This is a genomic window from Achromobacter sp. Marseille-Q4954 (assembly GCF_943737025.1).
GTDB lineage: Bacteria > Pseudomonadota > Gammaproteobacteria > Burkholderiales > Burkholderiaceae_B > Achromobacter > Achromobacter bronchisepticus_A.
On the sequence record NZ_CALSFQ010000001.1, the window covers coordinates 430,028 to 450,196 of the forward strand.

Annotated in this window: 21 protein-coding genes; 8 read left to right on the top strand and 13 right to left on the bottom strand. The window is 66.8% G+C overall.

Features of this window, described 5'->3' with window-relative positions; translation table 11 throughout:
- Window positions 1-49 precede the first annotated feature (49 nt).
- Entirely contained in the window at window positions 50-1,492 is a 1,443-nt protein-coding gene (locus tag NGK62_RS01980) for a DegQ family serine endoprotease (protein WP_059379342.1), read from the top strand.
- 23 nt (window positions 1,493-1,515) lie between these two features.
- On the opposite strand, the gene maiA is transcribed toward NGK62_RS01980, so the two are convergent.
- From maiA to NGK62_RS01995, 3 genes are read right to left on the bottom strand one after another with little or no spacing between them, the layout of a single operon-like run.
- Window positions 1,516-2,160 (bottom strand): maleylacetoacetate isomerase, encoded by a 645-nt coding sequence (gene maiA / locus NGK62_RS01985; RefSeq protein ID WP_054450982.1) that lies wholly within the window; start codon window positions 2,158-2,160, stop codon window positions 1,516-1,518.
- A 55-nt stretch (window positions 2,161-2,215) separates the two neighbouring features.
- Window positions 2,216-3,193: a 4-hydroxy-3-methylbut-2-enyl diphosphate reductase gene (ispH, locus tag NGK62_RS01990; RefSeq protein WP_118934220.1), complete on the bottom strand. Its 978-nt coding sequence runs from the start codon at window positions 3,191-3,193 to the stop codon at window positions 2,216-2,218.
- Window positions 3,193-3,669: an FKBP-type peptidyl-prolyl cis-trans isomerase gene (locus tag NGK62_RS01995; RefSeq protein ID WP_118934218.1), complete on the bottom strand. Its 477-nt coding sequence runs from the start codon at window positions 3,667-3,669 to the stop codon at window positions 3,193-3,195. Before NGK62_RS01995 ends, ispH begins: the two co-directional genes overlap by 1 nt.
- 50 nt (window positions 3,670-3,719) lie before the next feature.
- On the opposite strand from NGK62_RS01995, the gene radC reads away from it, so the two are divergent.
- The 6 genes from radC to NGK62_RS02025 all read left to right on the top strand — a co-directional run bounded on the left by radC (window position 3,720) and on the right by NGK62_RS02025 (window position 9,915).
- Entirely contained in the window at window positions 3,720-4,397 is a 678-nt protein-coding gene (radC, locus tag NGK62_RS02000) for a RadC family protein (RefSeq protein WP_251877240.1), read from the top strand.
- 85 nt (window positions 4,398-4,482) lie between these two features.
- Window positions 4,483-5,109, top strand: a complete 627-nt coding sequence (kynB, locus tag NGK62_RS02005) for an arylformamidase (RefSeq protein ID WP_059379291.1) — start codon at window positions 4,483-4,485, stop codon at window positions 5,107-5,109.
- A 179-nt stretch (window positions 5,110-5,288) separates the two neighbouring features.
- The gene (gene kynA, locus NGK62_RS02010) at window positions 5,289-6,137 is read left to right on the top strand and encodes a tryptophan 2,3-dioxygenase (protein WP_054450977.1); all 849 of its coding nucleotides are present in this window, start codon (window positions 5,289-5,291) and stop codon (window positions 6,135-6,137) included.
- 260 nt (window positions 6,138-6,397) lie between these two features.
- Entirely contained in the window at window positions 6,398-6,664 is a 267-nt protein-coding gene (locus tag NGK62_RS02015) for a type B 50S ribosomal protein L31 (RefSeq protein WP_054450976.1), read from the top strand.
- A 123-nt stretch (window positions 6,665-6,787) separates the two neighbouring features.
- On the top strand, window positions 6,788-8,518 hold the full coding sequence (locus NGK62_RS02020; protein ID WP_251877241.1) for an ArnT family glycosyltransferase: 1,731 nt from the start codon (window positions 6,788-6,790) through the stop codon (window positions 8,516-8,518).
- Window positions 8,515-9,915, top strand: a complete 1,401-nt coding sequence (locus NGK62_RS02025) for an MATE family efflux transporter (RefSeq protein ID WP_059379294.1) — start codon at window positions 8,515-8,517, stop codon at window positions 9,913-9,915. Before NGK62_RS02020 ends, NGK62_RS02025 begins: the two co-directional genes overlap by 4 nt.
- A 122-nt stretch (window positions 9,916-10,037) precedes the next feature.
- Here NGK62_RS02025 and paaK read toward each other — a convergent pair whose 3' ends face one another.
- The 9 genes from paaK to paaA all read right to left on the bottom strand — a co-directional run bounded on the left by paaK (window position 10,038) and on the right by paaA (window position 18,288).
- Window positions 10,038-11,351 (bottom strand): phenylacetate--CoA ligase PaaK, encoded by a 1,314-nt coding sequence (gene paaK / locus NGK62_RS02030; RefSeq protein WP_059379295.1) that lies wholly within the window; start codon window positions 11,349-11,351, stop codon window positions 10,038-10,040.
- A gap of 111 nt (window positions 11,352-11,462) precedes the next feature.
- The gene (gene paaI / locus NGK62_RS02035; protein WP_059379296.1) at window positions 11,463-11,933 is read right to left on the bottom strand and encodes a hydroxyphenylacetyl-CoA thioesterase PaaI; all 471 of its coding nucleotides are present in this window, start codon (window positions 11,931-11,933) and stop codon (window positions 11,463-11,465) included.
- Window positions 11,934-11,935: 2 nt separating this feature from the next.
- Window positions 11,936-12,724: a 2-(1,2-epoxy-1,2-dihydrophenyl)acetyl-CoA isomerase PaaG gene (paaG, locus tag NGK62_RS02040; RefSeq protein WP_059379297.1), complete on the bottom strand. Its 789-nt coding sequence runs from the start codon at window positions 12,722-12,724 to the stop codon at window positions 11,936-11,938.
- Window positions 12,725-12,738: 14 nt separating this feature from the next.
- Window positions 12,739-14,403, bottom strand: coding sequence for a phenylacetic acid degradation protein PaaN (gene paaN / locus NGK62_RS02045; RefSeq protein WP_059379298.1), 1,665 nt, complete (start codon window positions 14,401-14,403; stop codon window positions 12,739-12,741).
- A 48-nt stretch (window positions 14,404-14,451) separates the two neighbouring features.
- The gene (paaE, locus tag NGK62_RS02050) at window positions 14,452-15,540 is read right to left on the bottom strand and encodes a 1,2-phenylacetyl-CoA epoxidase subunit PaaE (protein ID WP_059379299.1); all 1,089 of its coding nucleotides are present in this window, start codon (window positions 15,538-15,540) and stop codon (window positions 14,452-14,454) included.
- A gap of 13 nt (window positions 15,541-15,553) precedes the next feature.
- A complete protein-coding gene (paaD, locus tag NGK62_RS02055) occupies window positions 15,554-16,060 on the bottom strand; it encodes a 1,2-phenylacetyl-CoA epoxidase subunit PaaD (protein ID WP_059379300.1) in 507 nt (168 codons plus the stop codon).
- Window positions 16,057-16,821: a 1,2-phenylacetyl-CoA epoxidase subunit PaaC gene (gene paaC, locus NGK62_RS02060; protein WP_059379301.1), complete on the bottom strand. Its 765-nt coding sequence runs from the start codon at window positions 16,819-16,821 to the stop codon at window positions 16,057-16,059. Before paaC ends, paaD begins: the two co-directional genes overlap by 4 nt.
- 15 nt (window positions 16,822-16,836) lie before the next feature.
- Window positions 16,837-17,121 (bottom strand): 1,2-phenylacetyl-CoA epoxidase subunit PaaB, encoded by a 285-nt coding sequence (gene paaB / locus NGK62_RS02065; protein WP_006388300.1) that lies wholly within the window; start codon window positions 17,119-17,121, stop codon window positions 16,837-16,839.
- Between the two features lie 177 nt (window positions 17,122-17,298).
- Window positions 17,299-18,288 (bottom strand): 1,2-phenylacetyl-CoA epoxidase subunit PaaA, encoded by a 990-nt coding sequence (gene paaA, locus NGK62_RS02070; protein WP_059379302.1) that lies wholly within the window; start codon window positions 18,286-18,288, stop codon window positions 17,299-17,301.
- Window positions 18,289-18,461: 173 nt separating this feature from the next.
- Here paaA and paaX point away from each other — a divergent pair, with 173 nt between their 5' ends.
- Window positions 18,462-19,391, top strand: coding sequence for a phenylacetic acid degradation operon negative regulatory protein PaaX (gene paaX, locus NGK62_RS02075; RefSeq protein ID WP_059379303.1), 930 nt, complete (start codon window positions 18,462-18,464; stop codon window positions 19,389-19,391).
- Window positions 19,392-19,406: 15 nt separating this feature from the next.
- Here paaX and NGK62_RS02080 read toward each other — a convergent pair whose 3' ends face one another.
- On the bottom strand, window positions 19,407-20,033 hold the full coding sequence (locus NGK62_RS02080) for an NAD(P)H-hydrate epimerase (protein WP_251877243.1): 627 nt from the start codon (window positions 20,031-20,033) through the stop codon (window positions 19,407-19,409).
- Window positions 20,034-20,169 lie beyond the last annotated feature (136 nt).

Below are 20,169 nucleotides of genomic sequence, written 5' to 3' on the forward strand. Positions count from 1 at the left end.
CAGGCCCGAAGATAGCGCCATGTCCTTCAACATGAACGCAGGAGCCGACATGAAGACCACCCAAATGAAACCCTCGCGCCTGGTGCTGGCGCTGCTGGCTGCCGGCGCCATAGGCGGCGCGGGCGCAACCGCCTTCACCGGCGGCGTTTCGATGGCGGCCAACGCGCCGGCCATCACCTCCTCCATCCAAACGCCGGGCACGTCCAGCCCGCCGAATTTCGCGCAGATCACGCGCGACTTCGGCCCGGCCGTGGTGAACATCAGCGTCAGCGGCACGCGCAAGGTGTCGGCCGACGAAGGCGATCCCTTCGCCCAGTTCTTCGGCCAGATTCCCGGCGCGCGCGGCCAGCGGCCTGCGCGTGAAGTACCCATGCGCGGCGAAGGCTCCGGCTTCATCGTCAGCGCCGACGGCATCATCCTGACCAATGCGCACGTGGTCCAGGACGCCAAGGAAGTCACGGTCAAGCTGACCGACCGCCGCGAATACAAGGCCAAGGTGCTGGGCTCGGATCCCCAGACCGACGTGGCTGTCCTCAAGATCGACGCCAAGAACCTGCCGGTGGTGAAGGTGGGCGACGTCAACCAGCTGCAGGTGGGCGAATGGGTGCTGGCCATCGGCTCGCCCTACGGCCTGGAAAACACGGCCACTGCCGGCATCGTCAGCGCCAAGGGCCGCTCGCTGCCCGACGACACCTCGGTGCCTTTCATCCAGACGGACGTGGCGGTCAACCCCGGCAACTCGGGCGGCCCGCTGTTCAACGACCGCGGCGAAGTCGTGGGCATCAATTCGCAGATCTACAGCCGCACCGGCGGATTCCAGGGCCTGTCGTTCTCGATCCCGATCGATGTGGCCTACAAGATCAAGGACCAGATCCTGGAACACGGCAAGGTGCAGCACGCCAGGCTGGGCGTGACGGTGCAGGAAGTGAACCAGGACCTGGCCAACTCCTTCAAGCTGGATACGCCCTCGGGCGCGCTGGTTTCCAGCGTGGAGAAAGGCAGCGCCGCCGACAAGGCCGGCCTGCAGCCCGGCGACGTGGTGCGCAAGATCGACGGCAAGACCATCGTGTCCTCGGGCGACCTGGCCTCCACCATCACGCTGGCCACGCCGGGCGAGAAGATCAAGCTGGACGTCTGGCGCAACGGCTCGCAGAAGGAGCTGGTCGCCACCCTGGGCGGCGTGCCCAAGGACAAGACGCAGGCCTCGGCGGGCGACCAGGAGGTGCAGCGCGGTCAGCTCGGCCTGGCGCTGCGGCCGTTGAGTCCGCAGGAGCAGCAGGCGGCGGGCACCGAGGGCTTGCTGATAGAACGCTCGATCGGACCGGCCGCCAAGGCCGGGATCGAACCGGGAGACGTGCTGCTGTCGCTGAACGGCGTGCCGGTGCACAACGTCGCGCAGGTGAAGGACGCGCTGTCCAAGGCGGGCAAGACAGTCGCCCTGCTGGTGCAGCGCGGCGAAGACAAGATCTTCGTGCCGGTGCAGATCGGCTGAGCCGGTCCGCACCCGGATAGGCGCTACTCCGCGTCGGGCTGCTTGCCCGGCGCGGCCGCGTCGAACGCCGGCAACGCACGGCAGGCGGCATCGATGCGCACGACGTTGGGCATGGCCGACAGGTCGCAGTCGAAACGCTGGGCGTTCGCCACCTGAGGCACCAGGCACAGGTCGGCGATCGTGGGCGTATCGCCATGGCAGAAGAGGCCGGTGGCGGAAGAGCCCGCCAGTTGCGCCTCCAGGGCTTCCAGGCCCTGATGCACCCAGTGCTTGTACCAGGCGGTCTTGGCCGCCTCGTCCACGCCCAGGGTGTGCTTCAGGTACTTCAGCACGCGCAGGTTGTTCAAGGGATGCGTGTCGCAGGCAATGCCCAGCGCCAGGTCGCGCACGCGCGCGCGGCCGACCGCGTCCGCCGGCAGCAACGGCACTTCGGGATGCGTTTCTTCCAGGTATTCGATGATGGCCAGCGACTGGCCGATGACGGCGTCGCCATCGACCAGCGTGGGCACCAGCGCGGTCGGATTCACCTTGCGGTAATCCGCCGACAGTTGCTGGCCGCCGTCCTTCAGCAGATGCACGGGCAGGTATTCGTAGGGCAAGCCCTTCAGGTTCAGGGCGATGCGCACGCGGTACGCGGCCGAGCTGCGAAAGTAGCTGTACAACTGCATGAAGTCTCCTTGATTTTCTGTTGCGCCGCCGCGCATGCGCGCGGCGTCCGTCTGCTTATTCCAGCGATTCCGTCTGCGCCGACTTGCGGGACAGCCCCTTGGGCAGCGGGAACGCCACATTCTCTTCCAGGCCGGGCATGGTGCGTACCGAGACCGCGCCCAATTCCTTGACGCGGTCGATCACCTGCTGCACCAGGATCTCGGGCGCGGACGCGCCCGCGGTCACGCCGATGCGCTTGCGGCCCACCAGCCAGGCAGGGTCGATCGATTGTGCGCCGTCGATCAGATAGGAAGCGACGCCCTTGCGTTCGGCCACTTCGCGCAGCCGGTTGGAGTTGGAACTGTTGGGACTGCCCACCACCAGCACCAGGTCGCAATCCGGCGCCATCACCTTGACCGCGTCCTGGCGGTTCTGGGTGGCGTAGCAGATATCGCTTTTCTTGGGCTCGACGATATTGGGGAAGCGCTCTTTCAACGCCCGCGACACGGCCGCCGCGTCGTCCACCGACAAGGTGGTCTGCGTGACGTAGGCCAGGTTCTCGGGATCGGTCACTTGCAGGCCGGCGACGTCCTCGACGGTCTCGACCAAGTACATGCCGCCCTGGGCCTGGCCCAGCGTGCCCTCGACCTCGGGATGGCCCTTGTGGCCGATCATGATGATCTCGCGGCCGGCGGCGCGCATGCGGGCCACCTCGATGTGGACCTTGGTGACCAGCGGGCAGGTGGCGTCGAACACGCGCAGCCCGCGGGCTTCGGCTTCGGCCCGCACCGCCTTGGACACGCCGTGCGCCGAAAACACCACGATGGCGCCGGCAGGCGCGTCGTCCAGCTCGTCGATGAAGATGGCGCCCTTGGCGCGCAGGTCTTCCACCACGTAGCGGTTATGGACGATTTCGTGGCGCACATAGATGGGCGCGCCGTGCAGTTCAAGCGCGCGCTCGACGATGTCGATGGCGCGATCCACGCCGGCACAGAAGCCGCGCGGCTGCGCCAGCAGGACTTCGGCGTCGGCGGCGGTGACAACCTGGCTCATCAGAGGACTCCCAAGAGCGCCACGTCGACCCGCAAGCTGATGCCCGCGAGCGGGTGGTTGAAATCGAACAGGGCCGATTCGTCGTTGATTTCCTTCAGGACGCCCGAATAGCGGCCGCCATTGGGCGCGGTGAATTCCACCAGGTCGCCCGGCTCGAAGGCGGCGTCGGCGCCGGCATGCTCGGCCAGCATGGCGCGCGTGACGCGCTGGATCAGTTCGGGGTTGCGTTCGCCGTAGGCATTGGCGGGTTCCACCGTGACGCTGAAGCGCTCGCCTTCAGCGCGGCCGACCAGCGCGGCTTCCAGCCCGGGCGCCCATTGGCCGCTACCCATCTGCAGCGTGCCGGGACGGCCGTCGAAGGTATCGGCGAACACGGAATCCTTGCCCGGTCCCGAGGCCAGCGTGATGCGGTAGTGCAGCGTCAGGTAGGAATCCGGACGGACCAAAACGTTCACTTCATTAGAGGCGATGCTCAAGATCTGCCACCGTATATGCAATTGAATAAACCTTGATTTTAGAGCCTCTTATGAAATTGTCCGACCGGCTGCCCAAACACGAGCGTCCCAGGGAGCGACTGCTGCGCCACGGCGCCGCCGCGCTCCAGGACTCGGAACTGCTGGCCATCGCCCTGCGCACCGGCGTTCCCGGCCTGGACGTGGTGGAATTGGGCAACCGGCTGCTGGCCAGATACGGCGGCCTGCGGGGCCTCCTGGGCACGACGCCCGAGGAGCTGACCGCGGTTCCCGGCCTGGGAACCGCCAAGGCGTGCATGCTGGCCGCCCTGCTGGAACTGGCCCGCCGCGCCATCGAGGAAGACCTGGCCCGCAACAGCAACCTGGATCACCCGCTGCAGGTAAAACAATATTGCAAGATGGCGCTGGGGCACCGCCAGGTGGAACACTGCATTGCGCTCTACCTGGACAACCGCCTGCGCCTGATCGCCACGGGCGAACTGGCGCGCGGCACCCTGTCCCAGGCATCGGTCTATCCCCGCGAGGTCGTGCGCGAAGCCCTGCGCCACCACGCGGCGGCCCTGATCATCGCCCACAACCATCCGTCCGGCCTGGCCGAGCCCAGCGCCGCGGACCGCGGATTCACCCAGCACCTGAAGCAGGCGCTCGCCCTGGTGGACATCCGGCTGGTGGACCACCTGATCGTGGCCGCCGGCACCGTCGTGTCCATGGCCGAACTCGGCGGCCTTTAGGGGCTGCGGCCGGCGCCCGAATTCGTTAGACTAGCGCCCGCAATTGTTTTAGGCTTAACGCATCTCTCGACCCACCCCGCCTGACATGAAACGCTTGTGGGACATCTCCCCGCCCGTCTCCACGGCGTCGCCAGTCTTTCCTGGCGACACGCCGTACCGCCAGCAATGGAAATGGTCGCTTGCGCCCGGCTGCCCGGTCAACGTCAGCGAAATCACCATGTCGCCGCACATCGGCGCGCATGCTGACGCGCCCCTGCATTACCAGAACGGCGCCGCCGCCATCGGCGCGGTGTCCCTCGAACCGTTCCTCGGGCCCTGCCGCGTCATCCACGCCGTCGACTGCGGCCCCCTCATCACGGTGGACCACCTGGCCCATGCGGCCTTGAACCTGCCGCCCCGCGTGCTGGTCCGCACCGCCAAGCACGCCGCGCAGGACTGGTGGACCGACGATTTCTCCGCCTACGCGCCCCAGACCATCGAATGGCTGGCCGAACGCGGCGTCATGCTGATCGGCCTGGATACGGCCAGCATCGACCCCGCCTCCAGCAAGACCCTGGACAGCCACCACACGATCTTGCGGCACGACATGCGGGTACTGGAAAACCTGGTGCTCGACGATGTGCCGGAAGGCGATTACGAGTTGATCGCACTGCCGTTGGCGCTGGTCCAGGCCGATGCCAGCCCGGTTCGCGCCGTCTTGCGCGAACTGTAGGCTGGTCCGCTGGCCATGGCGGCCGATCCGAAGTCGGCCGCCGGTTCTGGAAGCACGACCATGAAAGACCATTCCGATTTGCATGCGGCGCTTGCCTGCGTCCGCCCCCACGCGCCCTCGTGGCGCGCCCTGCCCGCCTCGGCCCGCCGCGCCGCCCCGCCCTGCAAGGGAGGCCGCGCATGAGCCACTCCGAACGCCCCGAGGACATCGTCCGCCAGGAAAAAGCGCAGCTGGATTTCACGCGCGACATGACCTACGGCGATTACCTGCATCTGGACGAACTGCTGGGCGCGCAGCATCCGCTGTCGCCCGAGCACAACGAGATGCTTTTCATCATCCAGCATCAGACCAGCGAACTCTGGATGAAGCTGATGCTGCACGAACTGCGCGCCGCCATCGCCAACGTGGCCGCCGACCGGCTGCAGCCCGCCTTCAAGATGCTGGCCCGCGTCAGCAAGATCATGGAACAGCTGGTCCATGCCTGGGACGTGCTGGCGACCATGACGCCGCCCGAGTATTCGGCGCTGCGCCCCTATCTGGCGCGTTCCAGCGGATTCCAGAGCTATCAGTACCGCCAGGTCGAATTCCTGCTGGGCAACAAGAACGCGGCCATGCTCAAGCCGCACGCGCACCGCGAGGACCTGCTGGCCCAGGTGCGCAGCGCCTATGAAGCCCCGTCGCTGTACGACGAGGCGCTGCGGCTGCTGGCGCGCCACGGCCTGGACGTGCCGGCCGACCACCTCGAGCGCGACTGGACCCAGCCCTACCAATCGTCGGCTGGCGTGGAAGCCGCCTGGCTGACGGTCTACCGCCAGCCCGACCGCTACTGGGACCTGTACCAGCTGGGAGAAAAGCTGACCGACCTGGAAGACGCGTTCCGCCTGTGGCGCTTCCGCCACGTCACCACGGTCGAACGGGTCATCGGCTTCAAGCGCGGCACCGGCGGCACGTCGGGGGTGGATTACCTGAGGCGCATGCTGGAAGTGGTGCTGTTCCCCGAGATCTGGAAGCTGCGCACGGATCTCTAAGCGCCGAAACAATCCGACCCCAATTTCTGGCAAGGACCGCCCCGCTACGTGGCGAGTCCTTTCCTCTTGGCCTGGCCAAAATTCCCATGCTAGAATTTGGGGTTACTTTTTGGATACGTGGCTGGAACAGTCGACGAGTATCCGGCCGCTGGGCAAACCCGATCCGCATGTCGACGGGTTCGCCAGGCTGGCGGGACACCGGACACCCGGCTGGCGACCCTAACAACTTGCAAGGCTCGACCGAGCCCTAGGAAAGCACCATGAAAGAAGGCATTCACCCCGAATACCGCGAAGTCGTCTTCGCCGACCTGCAAACGGGCAACAAGTTCATCACCCGTTCGACCGTCCAAACGCGCGAAAGCATCGAACTGGATGGCAAGACGTACCCGCTCTTCAAGTGCGACGTGACCTCCGAATCGCATCCGTTCTACACGGGCGCCCAGACGCGCATCGTCGAAACCGGCCGCGTGGAAAAGTTCCGCGCCCGCTTCGCCCGCACCGCAGGCACGGTCAAGTCCGCTTCCTGATCTGTCGCTCCCCCGGGAGCCGCAGCGAAAAGGCAGCCTCCGGGCTGCTTTTTTTTCTCCCTGGCCGTCCGATTCTGACGCTGGGTACTAGCGCAACCAGACCACTCGGTTACATTAACGCCCGTGTCCCCACTTTCCATTTCCACTCCGGCCCGGCTCACGTCCGTGGCCACCGCGAAACTGCCCAGACTGATACTGCTGGGCTTGTCGCTGGCCTATATCGTGGCCGGCCTGTTCATGCGCGACCCGTGGAAAACAGACGATGCCGTGGGGCTGGCGACCATGATCACGGCGATCCGCGAAGGCGGCATCACCTGGCTGCTGCCGCAGGTGGGACATCTGGCGCACGCCGAGGAAGGCCCCCTGATCACCTGGGTGGGCGCGATCTGCATCTGGCTGTTCGGCCCCTTCATCGGCGACATCACCGCCGGCCGCCTGCCCAATCTGCTGTGGTTCGGCATCACCGCCACCAGCGTCTGGTACGGCACCTATCTGCTGGGCCGACGCGCCGAGGCGCAACCGCTGGCCCTGCCCTTCGGCGGCGAACCCGAGCCGCGCGACTACGGACGCATGCTGGCGGACGCCGCGCTGCTGTTGTTGCTGGCCACGGTCGGCATCCTGCAGCGCACCCACGAAACCACCGTCGTGCCCGCCATCATGGCGTGGCAGGCGCTTGCCTTCTATTCGCTGGCGCGCAGCATAGACCGGCCGTTCACCGGCAGCACCACTCTGGGCATCGCCCTGGCGGCCAGTTTCCTGACCCGCGGCTGGGTCGGCGCCATCCCCATCATGGTGGGTGCGGCCCTGGCGTTCTATCCGCGCAGCCGGCTGTGGAAATGCCGCCGCTGGCTGCTGTGGGCCGCGCTGCTGGCCGCCGTTCTGATCCTGGCCTGGTGGATACCCGCCAGCCAAAGCAGCGAGTACTGGATCCGCAACTGGAAGATCTGGAACCTGTCGTCCTTCACCGTGCCGCCCTGGCATGACATCGGGCGCACCCTGCGCGATCTGCCCTGGTACCTGTGGCCGACCTGGCCGCTGGCCCTGCTGGCCATCTGGCGCTGGCGCGCCTGGCTCTACGCGCCGCACATCTGGCTGCCCCTGGCCCTGCTGGTGTGCTCGGCGGTCGTGCTGTTCGGCTTGGAAGAAGCTTCCGATTCCGAATATGTGCTGCTGGCCGTGCCCTGCGCGGTGCTGGGCGCGTTCTCGCTGCCCACGCTGCGCCGCGGCGTGGTCAACACGCTGGACTGGTTCGCCGTCATGTGCTTTTCGCTGACGGCCACCACGGTCTGGCTGGGCTGGGTCGCCCTGCACTTCGGCTGGCCGGCGCAAATTTCCCGCAATATCGCCCGCCAGACCACCGGCTACGAACCCGAGATCTCCTGGGTGGCGTTCGCGCTGGCCGTGGGCTTCACCGTGGGCTGGATCGCGCTGGTGGTGTGGCGGCTGCGGGTGCGGCCGCAGGCGTTGTGGCGCGGCACGGTGCTGTCGGCCGGCGGCCTGACCGTGACCTGGATCCTGCTGGTGCTGTTGTGGCAACCGGCCGTGGACTACGCCCGCAGCTACCGCACCGTGTCGGGCCAGCTGGCCCATGCGCTGAAAGAGAACGCGCGCGCCGGCGAGTGCGTGCGCGGGCTGAGCCTGGGCAGCGGGCAGCGCGCCTCGTTCCTGATCTTCGATAACCTGACGTTCACGTTCGACTCCAAGTGCACGCTGGTGCTGCAGCAGACCAGCAATCAGAGCTTGCGCGACAACACCGCCGCTTACAGCGACGGCGCCGAGGTGCTGTGGCAAGGCGGCCGGCGCGCCGACCGCCAGGAAGTCTTCCGCCTGCTGCGAGTCGGCGCCCCCCGATGACGCCCGCTCCCGCCGCGCCGATGAGTTTCGGCGCCACCCTGCGCGGCATCGCCAGGCAGGCCTGGCCGGTGCTGGTCAGCCAGTGGGCCGGCATCTCCTTCGGCGTGCTCGACACCGCCATGACCGGCCATTCCAGCGCCGCCGACCTGGCGGCAATGGCGCTGTCCGCGTCGATCTACATCACTATCTTTGTCGGACTGATGGGCGTGGTGCACGCCCTGATTCCCATCCTGGCCCAGCACTTCGGCGCAGGCAACAACCTCGAGGTCGGCCGCAGCTGGGGTCAGGGCGTCTGGCTGGCGCTGGGCTTGTCCGTGGTGGGCGCCGTGCTGATGCTGTTCCCCAACATGTGGCTGTCCATGTCCGGCGAGGTCGCTCCCGGCGTGCGCGAACGCATCGGCTCGTATCTGCAGGCCCTGGTGCTGGCCCTGCCCGCCGCGCTGGTGTTCCGCACCATCTACGCGCTGGGCACGTCGGTCTCGCGGCCCAAGCTGGTCATGGCGATCAACCTGACGGCCATTGGCTTCAAGGCCTTCTTCAACTGGCTGTTCATCTACGGCAAGCTGGGATTGCCCGCCATGGGCGCCACCGGCGCCGGACTGGCCACCGCCGTGGTGTCGTGGATGAGCCTGGGCCTCGGCTTGTGGGTCATCACCCACGACCGCTACTACCGCCGCTTCAAGCTGCACGTCGGCAAGCCCGACTGGAAGACGCTCAAGGAACTGCTGCGCCTGGGCATCCCCATGGGCGGCTCCTATCTGGTCGAAGTGTCGGCCTTCACTTTCATGGCCCTGCTGGTGGCGCGCGAAGGCACTTACGTGACCGGCGGCCATCAGATCATGTCGAACCTGGCCGCGCTCTGCTACATGATGCCCATGGCGCTGGGCGTGGCCACGGCGGCCCTGACCGCGCAGGCCATCGGCGCGGGCAACCTCGCCCATGCACACCGCACCGGCATGGCCGGCCTGACGCTGGGCATACTGGGCGCGCTGTTGACGGCGGCGGTGCTGCTGGCCGGCCGCCCGCTGATCCTGGCCGCCTACACCGACAACCCCGAGGTGGCCGCGGTGGCGACCACGCTGCTGGCCGTCCTGCCCCTGTTCCACCTGTTCGACTCGATGCAGTGCATCAACTCCTACCTCCTACGCGCCTACAAGGTCGCGGTGGTGCCGCTGCTGCTGCAAGTGGTGGCGCTGGCGGGCGTGGGCCTGGTCGGCGGCTGGTGGTTCGGCTTCGGCCCGGGCCGCGGCGGCCTGGACGGCGTGCGCGCCATCCTGGTCCCTGGATCTCCCCAGGGCGCCGGCAGCATGTGGCTGATGGCCATGGTCGGCCTGGGACTGTCGGCGGCCTTGCTGCACTACTGGTACCGGCGCATCGTGCGTGGGACGATCAAGTAAAAAAAGCAGCCTTACGGCTGCTTTTTTTTGACTGCTACCTACAAGAAGCAGCCGCCCCGCCGGCGGGCCGCCCCCTCGGGGGCAGTTAGCCCGCGTAAGCGGGCGCGGCGTGGGGCTTCCTACTATTTCGGCCGCTTGTCGATCACGCGGCGCGCCTTGCCGGTCAGCGTGCGTTCCACATGGCCCGCGTCCGACACCTGGATGCGCGCGCTCACGCCGATGTGCGTCTTCACGGCATGCTGCAGCTGCTTGCCCAGATTCGTACGGTCCGCATCCGACAGCGTCGAGAATTCGGCGCGCAGTTCGGTCAGGATTTCCAGCTCGTCCATATTGCCGGTGCGCGACAGCACCAGCTGGTAATGCGGCGCCAGCTGGGCGATCTTCAGGACCAGTTCCTCGACCTGGGTCGGGAACATGTTCACGCCGCGCACGATCAGCATATCGTCGCTGCGGCCAGTGATCTTGCCGATGCGGCGCATGCTGCGCGCGGTGGGCGGCAGCAGGCGGGTCAGGTCGCGGGTGCGGTAGCGGATGATGGGCATCGCTTCCTTGGTCAGCGAAGTGAACACCAGTTCGCCCGGCTCGCCGTCAGCCACGGGCTCGCCCGTGTCGGGATTGATGATTTCCGCGTAGAAATGGTCTTCCCAGACCACCGGACCGTCCTTGGTCTCGACGCATTCGCTGGCCACGCCCGGCCCCATCACTTCGGACAGGCCGTAGATGTCGACGGCGTCGATGCCGGCTTCGGCCTCGATGTCGGCGCGCATCTGCCCGGTCCAGGGTTCGGCGCCGAAGATGCCGATGCGCAGCGAGCTTTGACGCGGATCAATCCCCTGGCGGCGCTGTTCCTCCAGAATATTGCAGAAGTAGGAGGGCGTGACCATGATGATGTCCGGACGGAAATCGTTGATCAGCTGCACCTGTTTTTCGGTCTGTCCGCCCGACATCGGAATGACCGTGCAGCCCAGGCGTTCGGCGCCGTAATGCGCACCCAGGCCGCCCGTGAACAGGCCGTAGCCGTAGGCCACGTGCACCGTGTCGCCGGGCTTGCCGCCCGCCGCGCGGATCGAGCGCGCCACCAGGTTGGCCCAGTTGTCCAGGTCGCCCTTGGTGTAGCCCACCACGGTCGGCTTGCCGGTGGTGCCGCTGGACGCGTGGATGCGCGAAATGCGCTCGCGCGGCACGGCGAACATGCCGAAGGGATAGTTCTCGCGCAGTTCCTTCTTCGTGGTGAAGGGGAACTTCGAGATATCGGACAGCTGCTTCAGGTCGTCAGGGTGTACGCCGGCTTCATCGAAAGCCTTCTTGTAGTGCGGCACGTTGTCGTAGGCGTGCTTGAGCGACCATTTCAGGCGCTCGAGCTGCAACGCGCGCAGCTCATCCTGGCTGGCATGCTCGATGGGGTCCAGCCCCGGCTTGCTCATGGTGTTGGACATGGTTATCTCTCTCCTGAAATTCTCTCTGCGCGGGGCCTGATCGCGGCGGGCATATGCCCTGCCCGCTCGCTGCCCGGCCCGCGGCCGTATAGCTTTGGTTGGCTGGCTGCCTCAAGCGTCCGCGGGAACGCCGACGATCTGGCCCTTGATGCGGTAGGAACGGCCGCGGAACAGCGCCACGTTGCGTCCGTCCTGGTTGGTGACGGTGACGTCATAGACGCCGGTGCGGCCGGCCAGCGAGCGCTCCTGCGCCACCGCGGTCAACAGATCGCCTTCGAAGCCCGGGGCCAGATAGTCGATGGTGCAGCCCGAAGCGACGGTGCTGACGTTGCGCGAATTGCACGAAAAGGCGAACGCGCTGTCCGCCAGGGCGAAGATGAATCCGCCGTGGCAGGTCTTGTGGCCGTTCAGCATGTCGGGACGCACGCGCATGGTCAGGCGCGCGTAGCCCGGCGCCATTTCCTCGACTTTCATGTCCAGGCCCTGCGACGCCGCGTCGCCCGCGTACATGACGGTGCCGACGGCTTGCGCCAGCTCCTGGGGATCGGCCGGCACTTCGACCTCGGGAACGTGTGCGTTCATTCTTATTGCCCCTTGAATTGCGGTTCGCGCTTGCCCAGGAAGGCGGCCACGCCTTCCGCATAGTCCGCGCTGCGGCCGAGTTCGCGCATCATGTCGCGCTCCAGGTCCAGCTGCGTGGACAGGTCATTGCCCAGGCTGGCCTGCATGGCCCGCTTGGTGAACGCCAGGCCCTTGGTCGGCGCCTTGGCGAAATGCTGCGCCAGGCGTTCCAGCGTCGCATCGAATTCCTCGTCCGCCACGCATTGCCAGATCAGGCCCCACTCTTCGGCCTGCTTGGCGCTGAGCTTGTCGCCCAGCATGGCCAGGCCCATGGCGCGGGCGCGGCCCACCAGGCGCGGCAGCACGAAGGTGCCGCCGGTATCGGGAATCAGCCCGAGGCGGCAGAACGACTGGATGAACGTGGCCGAAGCCTTGGCGATGACGATATCGCCGGCAAACGCCAGGTTGGCGCCCGCGCCGGCGGCCACGCCGTTCACGCCCACCACGACGGGCATGGGCAGGGCGTTCACGCGGCGCACCAGCGGCCCGTAGAACTTGTCGACGGTCTCGCCGAGGTCGGGCGGCGTGCCGTCGGCAGCGGGCTTGCGCTCGCTCAGGTCCTGGCCGGCGCAGAAGCCGCGGCCCGCGCCGGTCAGCACCAGCACGCGCGCGCCTTCGGTCTCCACGCGCGTCAACGCGTCGGCCACTTCGCCGTGCATGTTGGCGGTGAAGCTGTTCAGCTTGTCGGGACGGTTCAGCGTCAGGCGCGCGATGCCGCCCGACAGGTCGAATTGGATATCCTGGTAGCTCATGTCAGCGGCCCCGTTCAGACATGGCGGCGGGTTTGCACCACGCGGAAACGGTTCGATACGAAGGCCGAATCCGACAGCGCGGCGTTGGCGGCCGGGTTGGCGCCGGTGCCGTGGAAGTCGCTGAAGGCGGCGGTCTGGTTGACGAACACGCCGCCCGTCAGGTTCAGCGACAGCGACACGCCCGAGACTTCCGCCGCATCCTGCACCTGGTCGGCGACGGCGTCGCTGGTGGTGTAGGCCGACAGCGACAGCGCGCCATGCTTGATCACGCTGTCGCGCGCCAGCTGGATGCTGTGGGTGGTGGAGTCGGTGGCGACCACGAAGGCGATCGGACCGAACCATTCCTGGCTGATGGCGGCGTTGCCGGCTTCCGTGCGCAGCAGGAGCGGCGTGCGGACGCGGGCGTTCTCGAACTGCGGGTGCGTCAGCGCCTTGCTGTCGGCCACCACCGGCAGGCCCAGCGCGCGGGCCTTCTCGATGCGCTCGACGATGCCTTCGTTCTGGATCGCGCCGGTCAATTCGACGGCCTTGGCCGCATCGGCGCCGACCTTCTCGACCGCGGCGCCCAGGGCGGCGGCGACCTCGTCGAAGCTGACGCGGCCTTCCGGCGTCTGGATGCCGTCGCGCGGCACGTAGATGTTCTGCGGCGCGGTGCACATCTGGCCCGAATACAGGGCCAGCGAGAACGCCAGGTTGCGGGCCACGCCCTTCAGGTCGTCGGTGGAGTCGATGATGACCTGGTTGACGCCGGCCTTCTCGGTGTAGACCAGCGCCTGGCGGGCGTTGTTCTCCAGCCAGTCGCCATTGGCGGTGCTGCCGGTGAAGTCGACGATCTTGACGGCCGGGTCCAGCGCCAGCTTCTGCGCGGTGTCATCGCCGGCCGCATGCGCGGCCAGCAGGACGACGTCCGGATCGAAGCCCGCTTCCTGCAGCACTTCGCGCGCCACCTTCACGGTGATGGCCAGGGGCAGGATGGCGCCGGGGTGCGGCTTGACGATGACGGTGTTGCCGGTGGCCAAGCTGGCGAACAGGCCGGGGTAGCCGTTCCAGGTCGGGAAGGTGGAGCAGCCGATCACCAGCGCGACGCCGCGCGGCACCACGGTGAACTGCTTTTCCATGCGGATCGGGTCATTCTTGCCTTGCGGCTTTTCCCAGACGGCGACGCCGGGGATGCGCGACATTTCCTGCCAGGCGTAGGTCACGGCTTCGAAGCCGCGGTCCTGCGCGTGCGGGCCGCCGGCCTGGAAGGCCATCATGAAGCCCTGGCCGGTGGTGTGCTGGACCGCGTAGGCGATCTCGAAGCTGCGCTTGTTCAGGCGGGCCAGGATTTCCAGCGACACGCCCACCCAGGCGCGCGGGCCGGCGCGGCGCCAGTCTTCCAGCGCGCGCTTGGAAGCGGCGATCAGCTTGTCGGCGGGGACGTGCGGATAGGTGATGCCCAGGTCGAAGCCGAACGGCGATTTTTCGCCGCCCACGGTACCGTCGGCGTCGTGCAGGTTCAGCGGGAAAGGCTTGCCTTGCAGCGCCTCAAAGGCCGCGCGGCCCTCGTCGTTGGCGGTTTCGCCATAGTTGCGGGGGCTGGGCGACTCGGCAAAGGGGCTCCAGTAGCCGCGCAGGGAGGCGGCGGCCATGGCTTGTTCCAGCAGGGGCTGATGGCGTTCGAAGAATTGTTGGGACACTGCGTCTCTCCAAATGGATATGGTTTTATCTGCCTGGCGCGGGCCGGGTCAGGTTTCCTGGTCGAAGTCGATGACCAGGCGGTCGCTGACCGGAAAGCTCTGGCAGCTCAGGATGAACCCGCGCGCCACTTCGTAGTCTTCCAGGGCGAAGTTGGCGTCCATGTCCACCTCGCCTTCGATGACCTTGCAGCGGCAGGTGGAACACACCCCGCCCTTGCACGAATACGGCAGTTCGATACCTTGCGCCAGCGCCGAATCCAGCACGCTGTCTTTATTCTTTTCAATCACGAACATACGGCTGTGGCCGTCCTGCACCACGGTCACCTCGCACTGGCCCTTGCCGGGCGCCTGGCGGGCGTCCTGGCCGGTGCGCAATGCGCGCGGCCCCTTGGGCGCGCCGAAGAGTTCGAACTTGATGTTCGACTTCGGAATGCCGCGGGCCTGCAGCCGCTCGACCACGCTTTCGGTCATGGTCTGCGGACCACAGACAAAAGCGTAATCGATATCCTCGGGACTCATCCAGGCCGACATCAGCTGGTCGACCTTGTCGCCGTCCAGGCGGCCGTTGAAGAGTTCGATGTCCTGGGTCTCGCGGCTCATGATGTAGACCAGCGAGAAGCGCTCCATGTAGAGGTTCTTCAGGTCTTCGATCTCTTCGCGGAACAGCACCGCGGACGAGGCGCGGTTGCCGAAGAACAGCGTGAACTTGCTGTTGGGCTCGGTCGACAGCGCGGTCTTGACCAGGGAGAACACCGGCGTGATGCCGCTGCCTACGGCAAACGCCACATAGTGGCGCTTGTTCTCGGGGGAAAAATCGACGGTGAAGTTGCCGGCCGGCGCCATGACTTCCAGGGTCTGGCCGGGCTGCAGCTCATGGTTGGCCCAGCTGGAGAAGACGCCCTCGTCCACCTTCTTGATGGCCACGCGCAGCAGCTTGTCGTCGGGCGCGGAACAGATGGAATAGGAGCGGCGCTGTTCCTGGCCGTTGAGCTCGGTGCGCAACGTCAGGTACTGGCCCGGCTGGAAGGCGAACTCTTGCGCCAGCGTCTCGGGCAGGTCGAAGGTCACGACCACGGCGTCGCGCGTGTTGCGCGCCACCGAAGCCACCGTCAAGGAATGGAATTGGTTCTGGCTCATTGCGAAACCGCTCTCAGTGAGTCTTGAAATAATCGAAGGGTTCGCGGCAAGACACGCAGCGATACAGCGCCTTGCACGACGTGGACCCGAAGTTGCTGACCAGGCGCGTGTCTTTCGAGCCGCAGCGCGGGCAGGCGATGGCGGGGCCGGCCGCACGCCGGCTGATGCCCGAGATGTCGACGGCGCGTTCGGCGGGCGCGGCGATGCCATAGCCCTTGAGCGCCTCGCGTCCCTTCTCGCTCATCCAGTCGGTGGTCCAGGCTGGCGCCAGGCGGGTTTCCACGCGGACCTCGGCGATGCCGTGGCGGGCCAGCGTCTGCTGGATATCCTGCGTGATCTCGCGCATGGCCGGACAGCCGGAGTACGTGGGCGTGATGACCACGACACAGGCCTCGCCGTCCCAGGACACGTCCCGCACCACGCCCAGATCCACCACGGACAGCACGGGGATCTCCGGATCGGGGACCTCCTGCAGCCAGGCGTAGACCTGGTCGGCGGAAACGGGCGCCAGCGCGTTCACCAGGTGGCTCCCGGATAGGCGCGCGGCAGGAACTGCATTTCGGCGAGCACGTAGCCCAGTTCCTCGGTGTGCTTGCCCTGGCGTCCGCCGCGGTGCGCCAGATGGTTGGCGGCGGCTTCGTCGGGCACGGTCAGCGTGGCTTCTTCCAGCACTTCGCGCACGTGCGCCAGCCAGGGCTCGCGCAAGGCCGACAGCTCGCAGCCGATGCCGCGGGCGGCGACGTCCAGGTCCACGGCGTCGTCGGCGAACAGTTCGCCGGTGAAACGCCACGCGTCATCGATGGCCGCCTGCATCTTGGCATGGCTTTCCGCCGTGCCGTCGCCCAGGCGCACCACCATGTCCGAGGAACGGCGCACGTGGTAGGTCACTTCCTTGATGGCCTTGGCCGCGATGCCGGCGACGCGTTCGTCGCTCGACTTTTCCAGGCGCTGCAGCAGGAAGTAGTGCCAGACGTCGAACAGGAACTGGCGCGCCATGGTGTCGGCGTAGTTGCCGTTGGGGCGTTCGGCCAGCAGCACGTTGTGGAACTGGTGCGCGTCGCGCAGGTAGGCCAGCGCGTCTTCGTCGCGTCCGGCGCCTTCGACCTCGCCCGCCAGCGTCAGCCACATGCGGGCCTGGCCCAGCAGGTCGAGCGCGGTATTGGTCAATGCCAGGTCTTCTTCCAGGATCGGGCCGTGGCCGGTCCAGGCGCCCAGACGCTGCGACAGGATGAGCGAGGAATCGCCCAGGCGCAGCAGGTATTCAAACAGAGTCTTGTCCATGTCTCCCCCGCCGTCTTACATGTGCTTGATTTCTTCGGGCATCGGGAAGAACGTGGGATGCCGGTAGACCTTGCTGTTGGCCGGTTCGAACAGCGGATCCTTGTCGCCGGGGCTGCTGGCCGAAATGTCGGAGGCGCGCACCACCCAGATGCTCAGGCCTTCGTTGCGGCGCGTGTAGACGTCGCGGGCGTGGTTGATCGCCATTTCGGCGTCGGGCGCGTGCAGGCTGCCGACGTGCTTGTGCGCCAGGCCGTGCTGGCTGCGGATGAACACTTCCCACAGGGGCCAGTCTTTGCTCATGATGGATGTCCTTGAATGCCGGGCGCGCGCGGCGCGCCCTGATCTGCAATGGTTAAAAGAGTGAGTCCGGAAACCCAGCCACCGGAGCCGCAGCGCGGCCGCGCGGAGCCGGCTTTGCCGGTCCGCAGTGGCGCCCCCTTAAGGAGGAAGCGCGCAGCGCTTCGGGGGTGGGTTTCATCACGCGGCTTTGCGCTCTGCCTGCTTGTCGGCGTAGGCGACCAATGCGTCGCGTACCCAGGCGCCGTCCTCGTGCGCCTTGACGCGCGCGGCCAGGCGTTCGCGGTTGCAGGGGCCGTTGCCCTTGAGCACCGCGTAGAACTCGGACCAATCGATTTCGCCGAAATCGTAGTGGCCGCGCTCGGCGTTCCACTTCAGATCGGGATCCGGCACCGTCAGGCCCAGGTATTCGGCCTGCGGCACGGTCTGGTCCACCATTTTCTGGCGCAGTTCGTCGTTGGAGAAGAGCTTGATCTTCCAGGCCATGGACTGGGCGCTGTTGGGCGAGTCGGCATCCGAAGGACCGAACATCATCAGCGCCGGCCACCACCAGCGGTTCAGCGAGTCCTGCACCATCGCCTTCTGCTCGGGCGTGCCGTGCAGGCACATCTGCATCAGCAGGTCGTAGCCCTGGCGCTGGTGGAAGGACTCTTCCTTACAGACGCGCACCATGGCCCGCGCATAGGGGCCGTAGGAACAGCGGCACAGCGGGATCTGGTTGATGATGGCCGAGCCGTCGACCAGCCAGCCGATCATGCCGATGTCGGCCCAGCTGAGCGTGGGGTAATTGAAGATGCTGGAGTACTTGGCGCGGCCGGCGTGCAGATCGTCGATCAGGTCGTCGCGCGACACGCCCAGGGTTTCCGCGGCGCTGTACAGGTAGAGGCCATGGCCGGCTTCGTCCTGGACCTTGGCCAGCAGGATGGCCTTGCGCTTGAGCGAAGGCGCGCGGGTGATCCAGTTGCCTTCGGGCAGCATGCCCACGATTTCAGAGTGCGCGTGCTGGGAAATCTGGCGCACCAGCGTCTTGCGGTAGGCGTCCGGCATCCAGTCCTTGGCCTCGATGCGGACGCCGTCGTCGATCCGGCGTTGGAACGTCTGTTCCCGGCCTTCGAGCTGGTCCGCGGTCTTGACCTGCTTGACGCCGGTTTCGACGAGTTGAGCGTACATGTCTGTCTCCTTGAAGACGGTTTGCGAAAACGCAAAGCAAACGTTCCGCAGTGCCGTCATGTCATAGGCGGATTATTTAATACAAAAAATTCATTGTCAAACTCAAATCTGTATCACATTGGATTTATGTATCATATTGCGGATCCCGATATCGGCCGCCCCGGCCCCCTCTAATGGCAAACCCTCAGTCGCCCCTGGACCGCTTTCTGTCACGCCTGATCAAGAACGATCCGCCGCGCGCAAAATCGCTCTGCGTCAGCCTGCTCGGGGACGCATTGGCGCCGCACGGCGGCGCCATCTGGCTGGGCGACCTGATCGAGCTGCTGGCCCCGCTAGGCATCAATGAACGCCTGCTGCGCACCAGCGTGTTCCGCCTGGTGGCGCAGAACTGGCTGCAATCCGAACGCCACGGACGGCGCAGCCTCTACCTGATTTCCGAGCAGGGCCTGCGCCACACCGCGCATGCCTCCCAGCGCATCTATGTCGGCCCGCCCCAGGAATGGAACGGCGAGTGGACGCTGGTCGCCCTGCCGCGCACCGGCAACGGGCTGGCCGAGCGCGCCGAGTTACGCCGGGAGCTGGTCTGGGAGGGCTTCGGCATGATCGCGCCCGGGCTGTTTGCCCACCCGCACACCGAGGCGAGCGCCGCGCACGACATCCTGGAAAAGCTGGGCATCCCCGACCGCGCCCTGGTGCTGTCGGCGCGCGACCTGGCCGGCGCCGGCGGTCTGCCGATAGCCAGCCTGGCCTCGCAATGCTGGAACCTGGACGAGCTGGCCGAGCAGTACCGCCAGTTCGCCAAGAATTTCGGTCCGCTGGAAAAGCTGCTGGAAACCCCGCCCGCGCCTGCCGAGGCGTTCATCGTGCGCGTCATGCTGCTGCACAGCTGGCGCCGGATCGTGCTGCACGATCCGCAACTGCCGGGTCCCATGCTGCCCGACGACTGGCCCGGCCATGCCGCCCGCGAGATCTGCGGCCGCATCTACTGGCAGGTGTTCGACGCGTCGGAAGCGCATCTGGATGCGCTGGCCGGCCGCGACAACGAGCGCTACGCGCCGCTGGCAGCCGACATCGCCTCGCGCTTCGGCGGCAAGCCCGCGTAAGACGAATCCTTCGGGTCAGGCCGCCGGGGCGATGGTCACGCCCAGCGTGTCCACTGCCGACACGCCGCAGGCGTCGCGTCCCGGCCCCGGCAGTTCCAGCCCCCTCGCCCGGCCGATGAAAGACAGGGTCCAGCGCGCCCGGATCGGCCGCCCCAGGGCCTCGCCGCTATCGGCGTCGATGCCGCTGGGCACGTCCAGCGCCAGCACCGGCACGTTCCAGGCGTTGACCGTGTCCACCAGCGCCTGCCAGTCCGCGCCCAGCGGGCGATTCAAGCCGATGCCGAACAGGCCGTCGATGACCAGTTCCGGCACGAAGCCCGGCTGCAGCGCTGACCAGGTTTCACCGCCCGCGGCCTGCCAGCCGGCATAAGCGCGGGCGGCATCGGGCGGCAGGCGCTGCGCCCCCGATGGCAGCAGCACGCGCACGTCATGCCCCATGGCGCGCAGGCCGGCCGCGGCTTCCAGCGCATCGCCGCCATTGTTTCCAGGCCCCGCCAGCGCCAACACCACCGTCCCCGGCCGGATCCGCGCTGCCGCGTAACGGGCCGCGGCCGCCCCCGCCAGGGGCATCAAGCTTCTGCCGGCTGCCAGGGCCTGGCGTTCGGCGTCGCGGATGCTGGCAACTGAGTATGAGGATGGCATGGCCTATTTATGCGTGAAATTAACGCATTGCGTGAAAATTTACCCGCAAATCGGGAGGAATTGCGCCACTGGCCCCGCGAATTCGCGGGATTTTCGCTTCCTGCCCGTTGGCACGCATCTTGCGTTGTAGTCATTG

Bases quoted from the DNA above. Each gene is read 5' to 3' on its own strand.
- NGK62_RS01980 (WP_059379342.1), top strand. From the start codon at position 50: ATGAAGACCACCCAAATGAAACCCTCGCGCCTGGTGCTGGCGCTGCTG.
- maiA (WP_054450982.1), bottom strand. From the start codon at position 2,160: ATGCAGTTGTACAGCTACTTTCGCAGCTCGGCCGCGTACCGCGTGCGC.
- ispH (WP_118934220.1), bottom strand. From the start codon at position 3,193: ATGAGCCAGGTTGTCACCGCCGCCGACGCCGAAGTCCTGCTGGCGCAG.
- radC (WP_251877240.1), top strand. From the start codon at position 3,720: ATGAAATTGTCCGACCGGCTGCCCAAACACGAGCGTCCCAGGGAGCGA.
- kynB (WP_059379291.1), top strand. From the start codon at position 4,483: ATGAAACGCTTGTGGGACATCTCCCCGCCCGTCTCCACGGCGTCGCCA.
- kynA (WP_054450977.1), top strand. From the start codon at position 5,289: ATGAGCCACTCCGAACGCCCCGAGGACATCGTCCGCCAGGAAAAAGCG.
- NGK62_RS02015 (WP_054450976.1), top strand. From the start codon at position 6,398: ATGAAAGAAGGCATTCACCCCGAATACCGCGAAGTCGTCTTCGCCGAC.
- NGK62_RS02025 (WP_059379294.1), top strand. From the start codon at position 8,515: ATGACGCCCGCTCCCGCCGCGCCGATGAGTTTCGGCGCCACCCTGCGC.
- paaK (WP_059379295.1), bottom strand. From the start codon at position 11,351: ATGTCCAACACCATGAGCAAGCCGGGGCTGGACCCCATCGAGCATGCC.
- paaI (WP_059379296.1), bottom strand. From the start codon at position 11,933: ATGAACGCACACGTTCCCGAGGTCGAAGTGCCGGCCGATCCCCAGGAG.
- paaG (WP_059379297.1), bottom strand. From the start codon at position 12,724: ATGAGCTACCAGGATATCCAATTCGACCTGTCGGGCGGCATCGCGCGC.
- paaE (WP_059379299.1), bottom strand. From the start codon at position 15,540: ATGAGCCAGAACCAATTCCATTCCTTGACGGTGGCTTCGGTGGCGCGC.
- paaC (WP_059379301.1), bottom strand. From the start codon at position 16,821: ATGGACAAGACTCTGTTTGAATACCTGCTGCGCCTGGGCGATTCCTCG.
- paaB (WP_006388300.1), bottom strand. From the start codon at position 17,121: ATGAGCAAAGACTGGCCCCTGTGGGAAGTGTTCATCCGCAGCCAGCAC.
- paaA (WP_059379302.1), bottom strand. From the start codon at position 18,288: ATGTACGCTCAACTCGTCGAAACCGGCGTCAAGCAGGTCAAGACCGCG.
- paaX (WP_059379303.1), top strand. From the start codon at position 18,462: ATGGCAAACCCTCAGTCGCCCCTGGACCGCTTTCTGTCACGCCTGATC.
- NGK62_RS02080 (WP_251877243.1), bottom strand. From the start codon at position 20,033: ATGCCATCCTCATACTCAGTTGCCAGCATCCGCGACGCCGAACGCCAG.